Origin of the sequence: Aromatoleum anaerobium, from assembly GCF_012910705.2 — a bacterium.
GTDB classification, from domain to species: domain Bacteria; phylum Pseudomonadota; class Gammaproteobacteria; order Burkholderiales; family Rhodocyclaceae; genus Aromatoleum; species Aromatoleum anaerobium.
Map to the genome: position 1 here is coordinate 117,500 of NZ_WTVG02000033.1, position 16,173 is coordinate 133,672.

The following is a 16,173-nucleotide window of genomic DNA, read 5'->3' on the forward strand; positions in this document are numbered from 1 at the left end:
GTGTCCATGACCCGATCGAGGTGAGCCCGCTCAGCGGTGGGGTGGGGCCTCGTGGCCCGGTTTCGCAGACGTCTCATGTCGCTGGCGCCCCCGTGTAGGTCGTCGGGTCGCCAGGTCAAGAGGCGTTTGAGCTACCGGTTCGCCGTGGATCGACGGTCTTGGCATCGGCTTCAAGCTGTCGCACCCGACCCAGTCCTCCCAGACGGTCAGGACTTCGCCGTCGATCTCGTCGGGTTCGAGGGCGTCGGGGGCTACCAGCGAGCAGTCGATCCATCGTATTCGTAGCAGTGTTCCGGTGCGCTCGAGGATCTCGACCCATCCGTGCTCGCGGTGGATCGCCATCTCGCCCGGTCGCAGACGGGCCGGATGGGTGTTGATGTGCACGACGTTCATATCCCTAACCTCCATGTCCAGGGGAATGTCATGTGATTGCAGCGTCGATGGCGCCAAGTCGTGTGCAGGCCCTCGAGCGGAGGTGCCCCGTCGGGGAGAACAACTGGCGCGGCAGGCCTTCCAGACGTTGGGGGCGCCACAGCATGGACCCGCTGTGGGCACTAGCTCCCTGTCTGGGGCATCAAACGCGCGTGGGCGGCATCAAGTCCAGCCCACGGGCGAGGTCGTGCAGCCGAGCAGAGGCGCGGGCTGGTCGCGATCGTAGGCGAAGGGTGGCTGTCGGGCGGATGAGATCCGTCCCCTCGCGGGAATGTCGCTGATCAAACGAAGAAATGCAAGGCGGTTTGGTCTGGCTGAAGGTGTGCTCGTTGCCCCGTTGACGGCGCGGGCACTTGGCGTAGAATCATCGCGAGCATTCGGCCATGCGGCCGGTGTACTGCGTCCGGTCAGCCCCTGTAACCGGAACGACCGTCAGGTCCGGGGTATCGTTTGTGTCACCCACCCGATCGGGAAGATTCACTTCCCGATCATGGGACGTGTGGTCTCCCGATTTTTTTCGTCTGGAGACCGTCATGTCTGAATCCAAACAAGTTGCTTCCGAGACCGCTCCCGAGAAGGAGCATTTCGACCTGCATACCAAGGGATGCGGCTATTTGGGCCGGGTCCGGTGGGTGAAACCACGCGGCGGCGGTCGTCGAGCCGAGCCCTTTCTTGCATGCGCGATCAACGCTGTTCACGGGTCCGTCACGGAACCGGCGTACACGTACTTTGACCTCAGAGTGGTCGGTGCCGAGTGTGCCGAGCTCGTTGAACGCTTCAAGCAGGATGTCCAGAACGACCGCAAGGTCTTTGTCTCATTCCGCGTGGGTGACATCTACCCACATCTCTACTATGCCGACGTCAAGGATTCCGAAACCGGTGCGCCCGGCAAGGAACCGCGCGTCATCATCAAGGGCCGGCTGCTACTGCTGACGCACGTCAAGGTGGACGGCCAAACGGCCTACGAACGCCCGAAGACCACGGATGTTCAGCAAGCGGCCGAAAGCGCTCCCCTGGAGCGCACCGGCACCAGCGGGTGATCACTAGATCAACCATTCCAATCTCGGAGCCTTTCGCGGGTTTCCAGCCGTTTTGCACGTTTCGGCAAAAACGTGCGTGGTGCGCCCAGTCAGCCCCTGTAACTGGGACGGCCGTCAGGCCTGGGGTCCGTCGGTAGGGCTTTGCCTGTCCGCTTCGATCCCGTACCGGTCCGGAAAACCGGTGCCTCTTTCAAAGCCCGGGCCATCAACCATGTTGGTGGCCCTCCTGTATCGCACGCGCCGAGGGTTCGAACCATTCGGTGTCCGATTTTCAACCACCCATCGGGGGCGCTCGTCCCCTTCGGTGGGCGGGCCTCCGATACCGCATTCGGAGATCGAGATCGTGAGCATCACTGTCGAAGGCACGCTGAACATCAAGCGCGTCAAGGGGGCCAATGGCCCGTTCTGTGTCGGCGATCTGCTGACCGATATCGGCGAGTTTCGGGTCAAGGACCCGATCCTCGATCAGTTCGAGGAAGGGAGCTACACGGGGCGCTATATCATCCAGCGCATCTTTCCCTGGTCCTACGCCAGCAACGGTCGGCTCGTGTTGGAGATCCGCGCCCGACTCGCCGATCTGCACGTTCATAGCGGCACGGAAAGGAGTCTCCCCGAGGCGCCGATGGAACCCGATCCCGCAGACGAGGCCTTAGCGCAGACTGCACGTCCTGGTGCTGGGAATGGCGACTTGGAGGGAAGCGGTGCGCCCGACCGGGAACAGGAGGGCGGGGCGTCACCCGCGCTGTCCACCACGGGACCGGACGAATCGGCCGATCACGCGCTCTTGGGCGACGAGCTCTATGGGCTGGTCGCGGCGCGCCAACCGGTGAAGCTCGATCCGACGATCGATGACCGCCGGCGCTTCCGGGAGCAGCGCAATCGGCTGAAGTCCGGACTCCAATACGGCTTTGTGCCGGAAGAGCAGGTCTGGTATCCGGAGGAATCCGATCGGTATCGGGCTTACCTGGCCGCGAAGGCGGACGCATCGTAGAACAATCCCCGCGGCCGACGCCGGCCGCCAGCCCGCGCGCGGGCTTTCCGAATCGGGGTCAGTGCGTCAGGGTACGCGCGTGATTCGGAAAGCCTGCGAGGGCTCCATCGACAACTGGGCAGCAACACGCCCGATGTGTTGCGGCATTTGCGTCGGCGGTTTTCCCGCGCGCCCTTTCATCGGCGCCCACGCCTTCCACCGGGGCGCCTCGCATCCGAGCCACGGGGTCTCAGGGCAATGCGCCTGAGGCCCGCGGGTGTGACGAAGGTATCGTTCAAAGCCCATCCAAGCGGAACCAGCGGGTTCCCATCGTCGGCCTGCAGCAGGCAGACCGACGATGGAAGTCCGTTTGCGGTCGTCCGGCCATCGGCCGGTGGCGCGCGTTGCCTGATGCAACAGCCTGTCAGTCCCTGCAACAGGACCGAGCATGTCGCTCCGGGACATCATCCACAACCTGCGGGTCGCGATCGGCCCGTCGAGGGTCATTGCGTCCCCCCTTACACGTTCCCTCCGAGGAGGTTCTATGGCCCTGATATTCCCGCGCCTGGCGCGCAATTTCGTGAAGAACGGCTACTACCCGACCGACCAGGCGACGCTCGAACGGATCGTCGCCGCCCTCGATGTGGCGGGCAATGAGCTACGGATCCTGGATCCGTGCTGCGGAGAAGGCGCTGCGCTCCACCAGGTCAGGGAAGCGCTGACTGGATGCGGTGCCGCCGTTCAGGCATTCGGCGTCGAGTTCGATGCCGAGCGCGCCTGGCATGCGAAATCCGTCCTGGACCTCGCGATTCACGCCGACATTCAGGATGCCGTCGTATCGCCCAGGTCCATGGGCCTCTTGTTCCTGAATCCGCCCTATGGTGACGCGGTGGCCGACCGGGCGCAGACCGGCGACAAAGGGCCGGACCGACTCGAGAAGATCTTCTTCCGGCGAACCTTTCAAACCCTTGCGTTCGGCGGTGTCCTCGTTCTCATCGTGCCCTACTACGTGATTGACGCGGAGTTCGCAGGCCTTCTTGCGCGCAACTTCGATCGCATTCGCTTCCATATGGCCCCGGAGCAGCAGTTCAAGCAGTGCGTGGTGTTCGGCGTTCGGCGCCGTTCGGACTGGCCTGAATCCCGCACTGTGTCGGCACTCATCGCTGCCGGCAAGGGCGAGGCACTCGATCAGGTGTTGCCCGAGAGCTCGAAGACCGAGCCGTATGCCGTTCCGGAGATTGCGGGCGGGGAGGGACGCTTCCACGCGGTCCGCATCGACGCCGCACAGCTCGCTGCCGAGGTGGTGCGACTGCACCAGCACAGTCTCTGGCCGCAGTTCCGGACCCACTTCGGGGGCACGAATGGCATGCACCGCGCGCCGTTGACCGAAATGGGGCGTTGGCATCTGGCGCTGGCGCTGGCGGCAGGTCAGGCGCACGGAGTCGTGACCTCAGGTAGCGGTCGCACCCTGTTGATCAAGGGCGACACGTACAAGGACAAGGTCCGGTCGGTCGAGCTCTCGGAAAGCCCGGATGGGAGCGTCAGTGAAACCGTCATTCTCACCGATCGGTTCGTACCGGTGATACGGGGGATCGATTTCACGCCTGGGCCCGGGCTCGGGTCCATCGTCACGATCCAATAGGGCAGGGCAAACGCGCTGCCCGTTGGTGTTGCGGAGCACCGCTCCGCCTCGCCTTGCTGGCCCTCGGCGCCGGCGCTTTGACCACTACCACTGCAACCCGAAGGGGCTCCCTCTGCGGGGGCGAGCTCACCGTTGTGTTGTCTTCCAGCCATCTATCATTCTTTGGGAGAACGAGATGCAGCAGGAAATCGATATGTGGGTGCTCGTGCGACACCGTGACGTGTCCGCACTGTCGAGCGCGGGCCGCAACTGCTCGACGACGGATCGCGAGTGGCGGGCGGGCTGCCTCGAGTATCTTCAGACCGCGCTGCTGTGCCACCCGGGCACGCTTGCGCGGACGGAGGTCGTCTGGCCGCTGTTGTGCCGGGCGCCCGACGAAGCCGAGACGTTCTGGTCGACCATCCGAGTGCTTCGGGCCAAGTTCAACCACGCGCTCGCAAGTACCCTGAATCGCTTGTGCGCACTGCTTCCCGAAGCGGGTGCCGACCAGATGGAGATCCAGATCGGGACCGATGGCGGAATCGATTGGCCGGAGGCCCTGTTTCCGATGGGCGCCGCGCTCCTCACGCACGTTGCGGAGCGACTGCAGGACACGCATGACTTCGACACTTCCGGCGAGGCCGTCCTCCACGTGCTGACCGACCTGGCGCGCCTTCTGTCCGACCATCTCCCCGATCAGTCGCCGTTCTTCGATGCGATCGCGCGGTCGGTGCGTGTGCCGAGCGACAAGGTGCTGATGTCGGCGCTGGCGCAGGGCGAGTTGCTCTTGCTTCCGGTCCGGCGCATCAGCGACGCGTAGTTTCTCCTGGGGCGGCCGTGCTGCCGCGATTCCATTGTCCTCTCTCATCACCCGTCGGGTTGCACGCCCGGTGGGTGCGGCGACCGACGGGACATTCAGGAGCGCATCATGCACACATTGCGAAACTTCAACCGTGTGGCGGACGAGTACGAGCTTGCGCAGCGTCAGCCACTTCGCGTCGCCTTGATGACGGCGGGTAACCCGGACCTCGGTCAGGACCCCACGCAAACACTTCTCGGCGTCCGGAATCGCCTGGCGCCGGTGGCATCCCTTGGAGACGCGAGCCGTGTTGTCTGCCGCTTCATCGTCGAGCACCAAGTCGGCGGCGGCAATTGGGTGGGTGGACAAGTCCTTGACGGTTGCGGCCAGCAGGTCGCACGCGTGAGTTACAACGGACGGGTCTGGCTACCTGCTCCCAGGGCAGTGCCGCAACCAGTTGCCCAGACGTAGTTTTCCGGCGACGCCATCGAGTTGACGCCGCGCGCTGTCAGCCCCTGAAACAGCGACGGCCCCTCGGGGCCCGGGGCATTCGTCCTTCATCCACCCCCATCGGGAAGATCCGCTTCCCCGATGGGGGGCGGCATCTCCCCATTTTACGAGGAGCTCTGCCATGGAAAACGTCAATTTCACCGACCTCGAAGCCACGCTCTCGGGCGTGGACGCCAGGCCCTTGTCCCGCGTCCGGTTCGCCTCCCTACCCGGATCGCCCTGGGCGATTGCCATCCGTTGAATGGAGGCACCCATCATGTTGTCGATCGAGGGTTTCTCCGATTTGTACGCGGATGCCTGCGTCCGCGGCGAAAATGGCGAACTGTTGCTGCTCTCCTTGTACGGACGCGACACCTCCGTGCTGCAGTTCATGTCCGCCTTCTCCGTGCGTGGCGATCAGGGCGGCCTGCTCCACGCGGGGGAGGCCACCTTCACCCTGGCCGATGAGGGAGTGCGACACACGGTGTTCGTCCCGGAGCCCGAGCGGCTCCAGAAGTTCACCGGCCGTTTCCCCGACCGGAACCTGTTTGGAAGCCTGACCCACACGTGGCTCTACGACCCGGTTCTGGTGCAACTCGACCGGCCAGGGGGAGCCGCCTGGCTGGTGAGTGATGAGCGCGAGGTGCCGCGCTCCGAACTGTGGGCCCTGATCCGGGACCTCAGCCCGCTGCCGCTCCTCGATCACTGGCGCGATCCGCTGCTCGACGGTCTGGGCGATCGGCTCTGCATGCCGCTGAGCCGCTTCAAGTTCCCGCCGCTCGGCAAGGTCGGCGGCGTTCGTGTCACGCTGGAGGAGCGGTTCCAGGACATCGTTTCGATGGCCGTCAATCAGGGTGTGTTGACGCTCGAGGCGGACGACCTGCCCGCTGACGCGGCGGGACGGATCCGGGCGATCGCCGAAGCATTGCCGCCCGTGCGGGCTCAGTCCAAGCCCTTGTTCGAGCTCGGTCGCGTGGTCATGACAGCAGGGGTCGAGCCGCTCCTCGAGCGCTATCCGGATCTTGTCGACCGCTGTCTCGGCGCCTACCTACGAGGCGATTGGGGTGTGAGCTCCGAACCCGAGCAGAACGACGAGGCCGTGCGGTCGGGCGACCGCATATTCGCCGCGTATCCGATCGACCTGGCTCGGCCGAGCGCGGGCTACGGCGCCAATACGTTGTGGATCATCACCGAAGCGGACCGCAGCGTCACGACCTTGCTGCTACCCGAAGAGTACTGAGGCAAAAGCGTTCGGGGCGAATACGTCCGCCTTCGGCTATCGCCCCATTCTTCCACATCAAACCCATGCGGGGACACGTACCCGCATGGGTTCGGTCTCCGCCTTCTCGAGGAGACCTCCATGCAACTCGCACATGCCGACTTCGCGTCGGCGCTCGTCCTTCCGGAAGCTGCCCAGCTGTCGCTGGCGGAGTTCGTCGACGACTTCGGCGCCAGCCTGCTGGACGCCGTTCGACGCCAGAATCCTCCCGTCTACGACGGCGCAGCCGATCCGCGGCGCGATGAGTTGATGGATCGGCTGCGCCGGAAGCCCTTTCCGGCGCAGCGCGATGCCGTCCAAGCCTTGACTCGCTTGCTGCTCGACACCGGCGACCCGGCGGCGATCCTCAATGCCGAGATGGGAACTGGCAAGACCATGATGGCGATTGCCGCGGCCGTCGTGATGCACGAGGCGGGCTTCCGCCGCACCCTTGTACTGTCTCCGCCTCACTTAGTGTACAAGTGGCGCAGGGAAATCATGCTGACCGTGCCGGATGCTCGAGTCTGGATACTCAACGGGCCGGATACCTTGCAGAAGCTGCTCACACTGCGCGCGATGCGTACGGTGCCCGCAGTGCCAGAGTTTTTCGTGCTCGGGCGCGTGCGGATGCGCATGGGTTTCCACTGGCGGCCCGCGTTCAACGTACGCAGGACGGTTTATCGGGACGAGCTCGGCGCGCGCCACGTCGCCGCCTACGCCACTTGTCCGGACTGCGGGCAATGGCTGACGGACAGGGCCAACGACTCCGAGCTGCCAATGTCGGCGGCGCGGGCGAAGGTCGTGCTCGACGAGAATCGAAGTGCTTGCCCTCATTGCAGCGGGCGCCTGTGGACCTTGACCCGTAAGGGCAAGCCGCAGCGCTCGCATCGCGAACTCGTCATGGACGCGTTGCAGCAGCTGCCGACCATCGGCGTGAAGACCGCTGACAACCTGGTCCGACGATTTGGCGAGGAGATGCTCGGCGCCATGCTGGCGGACAACGTGCACGAGTTCATCAACCTGATGGACGAGGAGGGGGAGCTCGTCTTCTCCGACCGCCAGGCCGCACGCATGGAGCGCGCCATGGCCGCCATGGCCGCCATGGAGATCGGCTTCGGCCAGGGCGACTACCAGGCGACGGAATTCGTTAAACGGTACTTGCCCCAAGGCTATTTCGGGCTGCTGGTGGTCGACGAGGGGCATGAGTACAAGAACGCCGGAAGCGCACAGGGACAAGCCATGGGCGTCCTGGCCGCCAAGTGCAGCAGGACGCTGCTGCTCACCGGCACGCTGATGGGCGGCTACGCCGAGGACCTGTTCTATCTCCTCTGGCGTCTCAATCCGAGGGCGATGATCGACGACGGCTACCGCCCGAACGTGCGTCGCAGCCTGGGCCCAGCAGCAATGGCTTTCATGCGCGACCACGGTGTCGTGAAGGACATCTACCGGGAGGCGGAAAGCCGCTCCCATCGGACTGCGAAGGGCAAGACGATCAGCCATCGAACGGCCAAAGCCCCCGGCTTCGGCCCGAAGGGCATCATGCGGTATGTGCTTCCCTGCACGGTCTTCCTGAAGCTCAAGGACATCGACGGCGACGTGCTGCCATCGTACCGCGAGGTGTTCGAATCGGTGGCGATGACGGAGGCTCAGCGCGAGGGCTACACGAAGCTCGCGGCGCTCCTCACGGCCGAGTTGCGCCAAGCGCTGCGCTGCGGTGACGCGACGCTGCTCGGTGTGGTGCTCCAGGTGCTGCTGGCGTGGCCCGACTGCTGCTTCCGCGACGAGCTCGTCAGGCACCCTCGAACCGGCGCCCAGCTTGCGTATCAGATGGCAGTCTTCGACGACGGGGACGTGAGCCCTAAGGAAGCGGCGCTGATCGAACTTTGCCGCCGTGAGAAGGGCAGGGGCCGCAAGGTGCTCGCGTACTCCATCTACACCGGGACCCGAGACACCACGAGTCGCCTGCGGCTCCAGCTGGAACGCGCCGGCTTCAAGGTGGCAGTGCTGCGGGCGGGCGTCGAAGCGGCCCGCCGCGAGGACTGGGTGGCCGACCAGGTCGAACGCGGCATCGACGTGCTCGTCACAAATCCGGAACTCGTGAAAACCGGGCTGGATCTGCTCGATTTTCCGACCATCGCCTACATGCAGTCGGGCTACAACTGCTACACCCTGCAGCAGGCCTCGCGCCGTTCATGGCGCATCGGGCAGCGAAACGACGTGGCCGTGCATTTCTTCGGATACGCGGAATCGGCGCAAATGGACTGCCTCACATTGATGGCGCAGAAGATCGCGGTGGCGCAATCGACGTCGGGCGACATGCCGGAAACGGGCCTCGACGTCCTCAATCAGACCGGTGACAGCATCGAGGTGGCGCTGGCCAAGAGGCTGGCGGCCTGACGAAGCCAGGGCGCGGGCGCCAGCCCTCGTCCTGGTTCCGCCTTCCTCTCGCATCTTGCAACCGCTGCTGGCACGTCCAGCCGAGACGTTTAGCGTGAGCCGCTGACCAGGAACTGTTGCGGACATCAGGGGCGGCTGTGCAGAGTCCGCCGCGGACCAACTGCTGCTGCGGATGTTTCGGCAGCGCCGCCGTTGGAGAGGTTGCTTCGCCCGGAAACCTGCCGGACAGCCAACGCGTGCAACTCGGCAAAACCAGCTGGTCAGCGAAACGCAAACGAATGATCGTTGAAGATTGGATTCGGCCATTCAGGGCGGCGCTACGTTGATGATGAGCTTTGCCAAATCCAAACCAGCTCGTGTAACCTCGCGCGGGGCGCCGAACCGCACGACTCCATGATGACCGGTACGCAAATATCACGCAAACACACGAATCCATGCCATCCAGTGAAGGATGCGCTTCCGGCTGGCGCGGTTGGCTTTCCGTGAAAAGGCCCGTACGAAATACTGTATAAACTTACATCATTAACGAATTTCCTAGTATATAGACCTTGGCTGTCAGGTTGAGGTGCATTGCTATTGTAATAAATCGGGGGCTATCTCAATCTACCCCGAAGAGAGAGGCACGGATGATCTACGAGCAGATGACACGCGGAGACTTGATCCGCTTGCTCGAACAATACGACACAGAGCGAGCGGAGGGCGGCAAGGACGGGATCATTATGTCTTACACGGGACGAACAGCCCCGTGGCAGATCATCCGCCAAGTCAAGCCCAAACTCACCAAGATTAACCAGCGTGCGTCTGTAGGCGAGGCCTCGGCACAGGGGCAGAACATCATCATGGACGGCGAAAACTTGTCCGCAATGGTGACGCTGTACAAGTCATGTCGTTATACACAACTTCCGTCACGCGGCCTCCTCGCGTAGCGCCTGTAAGGTGGCGGCGGCATCCATGACGCGCTGCAAGCCCAGCCAGATGGTCTTCACACCCGGTTCGCCGTCGCCCTTGCGCGCGAGAAAACCGCCCAGGGTGGCAATCAGCCGCAGCACCTGGTTGACGGTGGGCGGGGTCGCGGGCGGTTTCTTCTTGGTGAGCAGATACGCGCCGCGGATCTCGTCTGGCTCGAAGAAGAGCGCCGCGTCCAGATCGGGGCAGGTTCGACCGGTGCGCATCAGATGCGCGATGCGCCAGGCCACGACCATGAACAAGGCGATCGCGCGCTCCAGGCGCTCGACGGCGGACAGTTGCAGGGCCTCGATGCGGCAGCCGTTCTTGACCACATGAAAGAAGGTCTCGATCTCCCAGCGCGCCCGATACCAGTCGATGAGCTCGACCACGTCGGCTGCCGTCGGGGCCTCACGGTTGGTGAGCAGCCGCCACTCGACCGGCTTGGCGCCGGCCGGCGCACCGATCTCGCGCGCCACGATGCAGGTGGCCGATACCGTGTCGGCCTTGCCGGCCGGCAGGCTGACCCGTCGGGCCCACAGCTGCTGGCGCACCTCGCGCGCGGGTCGGCCGTGGCGCGAGCCCATCGTGAACATGATCTCGCCCAGCGGCTCGCCCGCGCAGGTGTGCGAGAACAGCTTCGCGCCCGCGGGCAGGCAGCGGTTGTGCTTGGCCCGCACCAGCCAGTCGGCCGGCGTGCCCAGCGTCTGGGCGCGCAGCATCATGTCCATCAGATCCGCTTCGCGGTCGGCGACATACACCAAGCGAGTGGCCGCCATCCCCAGGGCCAACTCCGCCACCCGCTCGTAGCCTTCGATCCAGCGCACGCTCTCCTTGATGCTGGCGCCTGGCGCATCGACCTCCTCGCGCGCCCACATCCACGCATCGAGCACGCCCAATGGTTCGCGCTCGACCGTCACCGCATAGGTCGGGTGCAGATACATGCCGCGGCGCGCCTCATAGTTCAGCCGCCCCAGACCCGCGATGCCCTGCCCGTTGAAGTCGAGCTCGGTCGTGTCCTGCAGGCACAGCACCACCGGATGGGCGCGCATGCGGCTGCGGGTACGCTCCCAATGCGGCGCCAGGATCGCCTGCCAGTCGACCTCGTCGTTGCCCAGGAAACGGTACGCGGCGACCGTCTCGCCCCAGCCCCGGCACGCCATCGGAATGCTCGCCGTCGGCTTGGCCGACAACCGTTCCATCAGCACCTTCGCCCGCTTGTTCAGCCGTTCGTCGCCCAGCGCCATCCCCGAAAACTCCTCCGCCACCCAGTTCTTCGTCGCCAACGTGTCACCCAAATTGCAAGAGTAGACGCGTTTTTCTCAGGGTTTACAAGCACCTCATGTAAGTCGTTGAAGGTCAACGATTATTTCGGCCGGCGCTCTGGTGGGGCAGAGTTGTGTATAACGAGATGGCCCTAGGCTTCGCGGACGGTAGCGAGCAAACCTTGCCTAATAGTTGACCGAGGATAATTCATATTATCGAAACATTTCGATAACAGAAAGACCCGCTTGATTGCCTCCGGTTGGTACGTCTCATCCCTGAGCGCCAGCGCCAGTTCCCCCAGCCATCGTTCCCGACCGTACCGCTCGATATCGCCGAACGTCTGCCCATCCAGACCCGGAGCGCCCTTGTTGGCGCGGCACCGATCGTACGCATGGGTCAGCACATCGAGTCGATACAGCTTGTCGTACAGTGCGTAGAATCGAAACTCGGGTTCTGCCTTCGCTTTCGCATGTAACGCCGCCTGCAGCTTCTGAACGCTGATCGGAGTTGATAGGTTTCCCAATCTCCTGCCCTCGCCACTTCCTGCGTTGATCCTGAACCAGGGCCCCTTCCCTCCACCGGCATTACCCGGCTTCCCCGGTACTACGGGCCCCTCCGCCATCCTCGGTCACCAAGTCCTGCCGTCACCGGCACCCTGCTGGAGGCTCCCACCTCCGCAACCGAGGACTTCCCGTGTTTCGTGCGCCTTTCCTCTTTCACGCATGCCACCGCCAATACCCCGGCACGGCTGCTGGATGCATGTTTCGCTCACTTCTCCAGCAGTGGCAACCTTCCCCGCATCGACTGGCAGGTCGGCCCGTGCATCACCCTTTTCGAGGCGTGCTCAGCGTTCACTCACGTTGCGGCCTGCGTGCTCGCCAAGTCACCTAGTGACCCTCTACACCGAAGGCTTCAGCCATTTCGTTACCTCCATGACTGCTCCGATTGCTTCCGGCCGGAGCGAAAGAGGCCGGGCGGGATTCGCACCCGCTGGAAAAGCGCCGACTTTGCACGGCGCACGTCGAACTCGGGTTGCCGGTGACGAAATCGAGGGTCTGCCCCGTGCGATCGCGGGCGACGAGAACGCAGACCTGCTCGTTGGAGAGGCCGCGCTGGGTTGCAGCGCCGCCGCGTTTGCGCGGCTTGCGAGCCAGTCGGCGACTGCCTTTGTCCGACTCGAGGAGATACGTTTCGTCCGCTTCGGTAATACCTTGCAGATGTGCCGGGCGGTCGTTCTTCGCCCACGTGAGGAAGCGATGGCGCCAACGAAAAGTCGTGTTCCGGTGCACGCCAAGCACCGCTGCCGCTTTGCGCACCGTCAGCGAATCGAGCATCGCCTGGCCGTAAGCCAACCATTTCTCCCTTTTACGCAACCTCGCCAATGGCGTGCCGGTGAGAGCGTTGAACGTCTTGTGGCAACTTCTGCACCGGTAACGTTGCAGCCCGCCCGCGAGGCCGTGCCGATACAAACTCTTCGCCCCACAGTGGGGACAGCCCCCGTCCCCACCCAGGCGGGATTCGATCAGCGTGCTGCACCGCGCCCCGTCATCGTCTTTTGCCAGCAACGCTTTCACCTGTTCGCGCTGCCGCCGGGTCAACGCCCGCAGCTGCTCGATCCACCGTTCAAATTCATGAGCTTTCATGGGGCACCCCGCGCGGTTTCGCTCTCAGAGGTAAGAGCCCGACCGCCACGGGAGGGTTCCACAGCTAACGGTGACATAGCCAAACTAAAAGGGCAAGACGAGCTTGCGAAAATTTAGGATGCTTGCTAGCAGCCTGTCGGGCGCGAGAGAGATAGCTATGAGCAGAGAACGATTATTTATGAAAATCAATACTGGATACATTGCGTTTGCGCTAGCACTAAGTTTAAACGCAACAATATCTTCAGCTGAACTCGGTATCAATATCAATCCAAATGATTATGTCAAAAATGGCAACTTTTACTATCTTACTGGTGATTGCGACCGCGCTATAACAGAATATGAAAAAGAGTCCGCGCAGGGAAGTGCCAATGCTAGCAATACGCTCGGGAGTTCAGTATATCTCCCTATCAGTGGAACTCAGGCATGTCTTCGCCCAAACTTTTCCTTGGCGATGGAATATCTTGAACTTGCCACCAAGCAGGGTAGCCCATCTGCGCCGCACACCATTGGGCAAGTTTTTAGTGGTACCGCAAATTTAATTGGCGCTGATGTCGCTATTAATTTCGAACTTGCCAATAAATACTATTCATTGGCTGCTAGCCGAGGCAATTCAGAAGCAATGATTACCCTTGGAAACAACTATCTATTAGGAAAAAATGGTGTCTCAAAATCGCCAAAGGTGGCCTACAAGTATTTCCTAGAGGCTGCCATGTCCGACGATAGAGTAGGAAAGGAAATGGTAGGAATATCTCATCTTGAAGGGGTTGGTGTTCCAAAAAACCACAAGATCGCGAGACAATACTTCCTTGACGCCAAAACCGAAGGTTCGTTTTATCATCTTGGGCGCATGTACCAGGAAGGGCTTGGCGTTAAGATTAACAAACCACTTTCCTATGTACTTTACTCACTAGCAGAATCCTATGCACTTTACTCTGCAGAAATGAGCGCTCGTGTCGGAAAGAAAAAAGACGATTTGGAGAAAGCGCTTGCCAAGAACGACATCGACGCAGCCCAAAGTCTCTATCAACAGCTTTTTACAACATCGGTGATTAAAGTAGCGGAATACATCAGGACATTCGATTAGCAGGTATTAAATCCATTGTTGCTTTTTTCGGGTATCCGGATTTTCCGGTGGACGGGAACCGCTGAAATAGCAGTCCCGACATTTCACTCTCCGGATTCTCCGGTGGACGCACGAAAGATTCGGGGGTTTTTACCCTCTCAGGTGGTTGCCGTGGTCAATCTAATAGCGCAACACCTTTCTCCCTCTCACTACTCAAACAGAATGGCTTCGATTCTGGCCAAGGCTTCATCGACGATGTACTGGGGCACCGTTTCCTTGAAGCGCACATTCCGTGCTCGCCAGTCCAGCGACTTCAACTGGTGACAATGCACCGCGCCCTGCGTATCGGTGCCAGCACCCATCAGCGTGACCACTGTTCCGTAGGTACGGGCGGCGGCAGCGGCCCCCTGCGAAATCGGGCAAATCATCGCCAGCCCTTGCTGGTTGAAGACCTTGCCGCTCAGGACAAGGCCGAAGTGCGGGCCTTTCATCTCCCGACCAGAAGACGGGTCGAAATCGAGATGCACGATGTCACCACGGTTCGGCAGATACGCCATCAGCCGTTCTCCAAGCCAACCGAGGGCATTTCATCCCAGCCCTCAACACGTGGCAGCCCTTGCGGCATTTCTGCCATCAGGTCAGCCAGCTTGTAACGCGGGCGGGTCGGTGCCTCGACGGTCATTTTCTTGCCAAGGAGATGGAGTTCGACCTGGGAGCCGTCGCCCAAGCCATTCTGGTCAATAAACGCCTTGGGCACAGTCATCACGAGCGAGCCACCAGCTTTGCGTAGGGTCTGAAGCATCATAGCCTCCTATTCATCACGAGTCCTATTCTAGTATAACTTCGTGTTTTATTCAAGTAGGACATTAGGCGTTGATATTATGCAACCCGTTTGGTCCATCTCAGGCCAAAGGCTACAATTCGCCCCTTTCGGTCGCCTATGTCCGTCAATATCCTGAACCTTCCCCCGGCCTGAATGTGCTGGACTTCAAGGAAACCGACGCCGAATACCATGTTCGCGCCGAGCCTTCGGTCATCTCCCGGCTTTGTCCGCACTGTGGCCGGTCGAACGAGACGGTCAAGCACGCACAGAAGACACTTTTCGTTCGTGATTTGCCCTCCCACGGCAAAGCGGTCGCTATCCATCTCGACGTGCCACGCCTGCGCTGCAAGCCCTGCGCACAGACCTTCACCGCAGCGGTGCCCGAGGTCGATACACATGGGCTAGCATACGTATGTCGTACCTCCATGCTGGAGTTTGCAATGCACACCACTCGCGCTTTCAAGAATGGCAACTCCCAGGCTGTTCGTATCCCTGCCGACTTGGCCTATGAGCGCACCGATATCGAGCTGGAAATCGAGCGCGAAGGCGATGAAAGCCGTATTCGTCCTGCTCGTCGCTCCCTGTCCGGCGTACTCACGAAGTTCGCCCAATTTTCCCCCGCTCTCATGGCCGAAGGCCGTGGGGAGCACGAACAAGCCGAAAGGGATGCCCTTTAATGCCGCGCTACATGCTCGACACCAATATGTGCATCTACCTGATGAAGAACCAGTTGGAGGAGGTCGCCCGGCGCTTCGCTCAGTGCTATGTGGGTGACGTGGTGATGTCGGCCATTACCTGCGAGCTATGACGGTGGAACAAGCACTGTTCGATGACTTGGTGCAAAGCCTAAAAGAAGCCAAGGCGATTTCTCTCGGGGAAGCTCCTGCTTCGCACCGGATCAAGGCGACGCCGCCTGACCTGACAAACAAGCCAGACTTGCCCACATGTCAGGCGGCCAACTGCGAAGGCTCAGACCAACCAAGCCGGGCGCAATGAAGTTCCCCTCCTGGGCCTTGGGCTGGTCGGTGCAAGTCAACTCCGGTTTAAATCTGACCACTTTGCTGCGGAAACGTTGGAGTAAATCTGACCCACCCCGGTTCTTTCTGCGCTGCGTCGCCGCTTGGGGCTACGCCCTTCGCGACGAAGCAGCGCGCCCTACATCACGTGATACTTACCTCTCTTCGGACCGTCGCTCCGGCCTTTCGCTTGTTTTTGAGCCGGTAGCTCTCACCGACGATCTGCACGATAGCTGAACGCGCTCTAGGTAGCTTCGGGATGGGTCAGGCAGGCCAGCTGACACGCCCATCCCGATTTTGTTTGAGTAGCCTCATTTTAAAGCGTTTCAGCGCCTTTCTAATCCCGTCGCTCCTCTTACCGTTTCCCAGTTCAGCTGCGACGTGGAGGCTTTCGGCATCGAGACATTGACC

Annotated in this window: 16 protein-coding genes and 1 pseudogene; 11 read left to right on the plus strand and 6 right to left on the minus strand. The window is 61.8% G+C overall.

What is annotated here, in order from left to right; all coding sequences use genetic code 11:
- Positions 1-30: 30 nt before the first annotated feature.
- A complete protein-coding gene (locus GO606_RS02310; protein WP_169120112.1) occupies positions 31-393 on the minus strand; it encodes a hypothetical protein in 363 nt (120 codons plus the stop codon).
- 572 nt (positions 394-965) lie between these two features.
- On the opposite strand from GO606_RS02310, the gene GO606_RS02315 reads away from it, so the two are divergent.
- The 8 genes from GO606_RS02315 (at position 966) to GO606_RS02350 (ending at position 9,932) form a co-directional block, all read left to right on the plus strand.
- Positions 966-1,472, plus strand: coding sequence for a DUF3577 domain-containing protein (locus tag GO606_RS02315; RefSeq protein ID WP_169120114.1), 507 nt, complete (start codon positions 966-968; stop codon positions 1,470-1,472).
- A 343-nt stretch (positions 1,473-1,815) separates the two neighbouring features.
- Positions 1,816-2,463 carry a DUF3275 family protein gene (locus GO606_RS02320; RefSeq protein ID WP_169120116.1) on the plus strand — a complete coding sequence of 216 codons (648 nt, stop codon included), beginning with the start codon at positions 1,816-1,818 and terminating at the stop codon, positions 2,461-2,463.
- A 523-nt stretch (positions 2,464-2,986) separates the two neighbouring features.
- A complete protein-coding gene (locus GO606_RS02325) occupies positions 2,987-4,084 on the plus strand; it encodes a DUF6094 domain-containing protein (protein ID WP_169120118.1) in 1,098 nt (365 codons plus the stop codon).
- Positions 4,085-4,259: 175 nt separating this feature from the next.
- A complete protein-coding gene (locus GO606_RS02330; protein ID WP_169120120.1) occupies positions 4,260-4,883 on the plus strand; it encodes a hypothetical protein in 624 nt (207 codons plus the stop codon).
- A gap of 108 nt (positions 4,884-4,991) precedes the next feature.
- Positions 4,992-5,333: a hypothetical protein gene (locus tag GO606_RS02335; protein WP_169120122.1), complete on the plus strand. Its 342-nt coding sequence runs from the start codon at positions 4,992-4,994 to the stop codon at positions 5,331-5,333.
- Between the two features lie 295 nt (positions 5,334-5,628).
- Positions 5,629-6,591, plus strand: a complete 963-nt coding sequence (locus tag GO606_RS22055) for a hypothetical protein (protein WP_246979290.1) — start codon at positions 5,629-5,631, stop codon at positions 6,589-6,591.
- Between the two features lie 120 nt (positions 6,592-6,711).
- Complete coding sequence (locus GO606_RS02345; protein WP_169120124.1) at positions 6,712-9,006, plus strand: DEAD/DEAH box helicase; 2,295 nt, start codon at positions 6,712-6,714, stop codon at positions 9,004-9,006.
- A 626-nt stretch (positions 9,007-9,632) separates the two neighbouring features.
- Positions 9,633-9,932, plus strand: a complete 300-nt coding sequence (locus tag GO606_RS02350) for a hypothetical protein (RefSeq protein ID WP_211166801.1) — start codon at positions 9,633-9,635, stop codon at positions 9,930-9,932.
- Here GO606_RS02350 and GO606_RS02355 read toward each other — a convergent pair.
- From GO606_RS02355 to GO606_RS02365, 3 genes and pseudogenes are all read right to left on the minus strand, one after another.
- Positions 9,912-11,249: an IS4 family transposase gene (locus GO606_RS02355; protein WP_425532181.1), complete on the minus strand. Its 1,338-nt coding sequence runs from the start codon at positions 11,247-11,249 to the stop codon at positions 9,912-9,914. The genes GO606_RS02350 and GO606_RS02355 overlap by 21 nt on opposite strands.
- Before the next feature lie 119 nt (positions 11,250-11,368).
- A complete protein-coding gene (locus GO606_RS02360; protein ID WP_246979292.1) occupies positions 11,369-11,740 on the minus strand; it encodes a hypothetical protein in 372 nt (123 codons plus the stop codon).
- Between the two features lie 511 nt (positions 11,741-12,251).
- Positions 12,252-12,860: pseudogene (locus tag GO606_RS02365) on the minus strand (IS1595 family transposase); the annotation flags it as partial.
- 178 nt (positions 12,861-13,038) lie between these two features.
- Between GO606_RS02365 and GO606_RS02370 the strand changes: the two are divergent.
- Entirely contained in the window at positions 13,039-13,944 is a 906-nt protein-coding gene (locus GO606_RS02370; RefSeq protein ID WP_169120806.1) for a tetratricopeptide repeat protein, read from the plus strand.
- Between the two features lie 188 nt (positions 13,945-14,132).
- Here the strand turns inward: GO606_RS02370 and GO606_RS02375 are convergent, their stop codons facing one another.
- Together GO606_RS02375 and GO606_RS02380 are read right to left on the minus strand one after the other, a co-directional pair.
- On the minus strand, positions 14,133-14,480 hold the full coding sequence (locus GO606_RS02375; RefSeq protein ID WP_169120808.1) for a type II toxin-antitoxin system PemK/MazF family toxin: 348 nt from the start codon (positions 14,478-14,480) through the stop codon (positions 14,133-14,135).
- The gene (locus GO606_RS02380; protein WP_211166856.1) at positions 14,480-14,728 is read right to left on the minus strand and encodes an AbrB/MazE/SpoVT family DNA-binding domain-containing protein; all 249 of its coding nucleotides are present in this window, start codon (positions 14,726-14,728) and stop codon (positions 14,480-14,482) included. Before GO606_RS02380 ends, GO606_RS02375 begins: the two co-directional genes overlap by 1 nt.
- 68 nt (positions 14,729-14,796) lie before the next feature.
- On the opposite strand from GO606_RS02380, the gene GO606_RS02385 reads away from it, so the two are divergent.
- Together GO606_RS02385 and GO606_RS21895 are read left to right on the plus strand one after the other, a co-directional pair.
- Positions 14,797-15,423 carry a type II toxin-antitoxin system VapB family antitoxin gene (locus GO606_RS02385; protein ID WP_169120810.1) on the plus strand — a complete coding sequence of 209 codons (627 nt, stop codon included), beginning with the start codon at positions 14,797-14,799 and terminating at the stop codon, positions 15,421-15,423.
- The gene (locus GO606_RS21895; protein WP_281503909.1) at positions 15,423-15,554 is read left to right on the plus strand and encodes a PIN domain-containing protein; all 132 of its coding nucleotides are present in this window, start codon (positions 15,423-15,425) and stop codon (positions 15,552-15,554) included. Before GO606_RS02385 ends, GO606_RS21895 begins: the two co-directional genes overlap by 1 nt.
- Positions 15,555-16,173 lie beyond the last annotated feature (619 nt).

Coding starts and splice junctions, on each gene's coding strand:
- GO606_RS02310 (WP_169120112.1), bottom strand. CDS start 393: ATGAACGTCGTGCACATCAACACCCATCCGGCCCGTCTGCGACCGGGC.
- GO606_RS02315 (WP_169120114.1), top strand. CDS start 966: ATGTCTGAATCCAAACAAGTTGCTTCCGAGACCGCTCCCGAGAAGGAG.
- GO606_RS02325 (WP_169120118.1), top strand. CDS start 2,987: ATGGCCCTGATATTCCCGCGCCTGGCGCGCAATTTCGTGAAGAACGGC.
- GO606_RS02330 (WP_169120120.1), top strand. CDS start 4,260: ATGCAGCAGGAAATCGATATGTGGGTGCTCGTGCGACACCGTGACGTG.
- GO606_RS02335 (WP_169120122.1), top strand. CDS start 4,992: ATGCACACATTGCGAAACTTCAACCGTGTGGCGGACGAGTACGAGCTT.
- GO606_RS22055 (WP_246979290.1), top strand. CDS start 5,629: ATGTTGTCGATCGAGGGTTTCTCCGATTTGTACGCGGATGCCTGCGTC.
- GO606_RS02345 (WP_169120124.1), top strand. CDS start 6,712: ATGCAACTCGCACATGCCGACTTCGCGTCGGCGCTCGTCCTTCCGGAA.
- GO606_RS02350 (WP_211166801.1), top strand. CDS start 9,633: ATGATCTACGAGCAGATGACACGCGGAGACTTGATCCGCTTGCTCGAA.
- GO606_RS02370 (WP_169120806.1), top strand. CDS start 13,039: ATGAAAATCAATACTGGATACATTGCGTTTGCGCTAGCACTAAGTTTA.
- GO606_RS02375 (WP_169120808.1), bottom strand. CDS start 14,480: ATGGCGTATCTGCCGAACCGTGGTGACATCGTGCATCTCGATTTCGAC.
- GO606_RS02380 (WP_211166856.1), bottom strand. CDS start 14,728: ATGATGCTTCAGACCCTACGCAAAGCTGGTGGCTCGCTCGTGATGACT.
- GO606_RS21895 (WP_281503909.1), top strand. CDS start 15,423: ATGCCGCGCTACATGCTCGACACCAATATGTGCATCTACCTGATGAAG.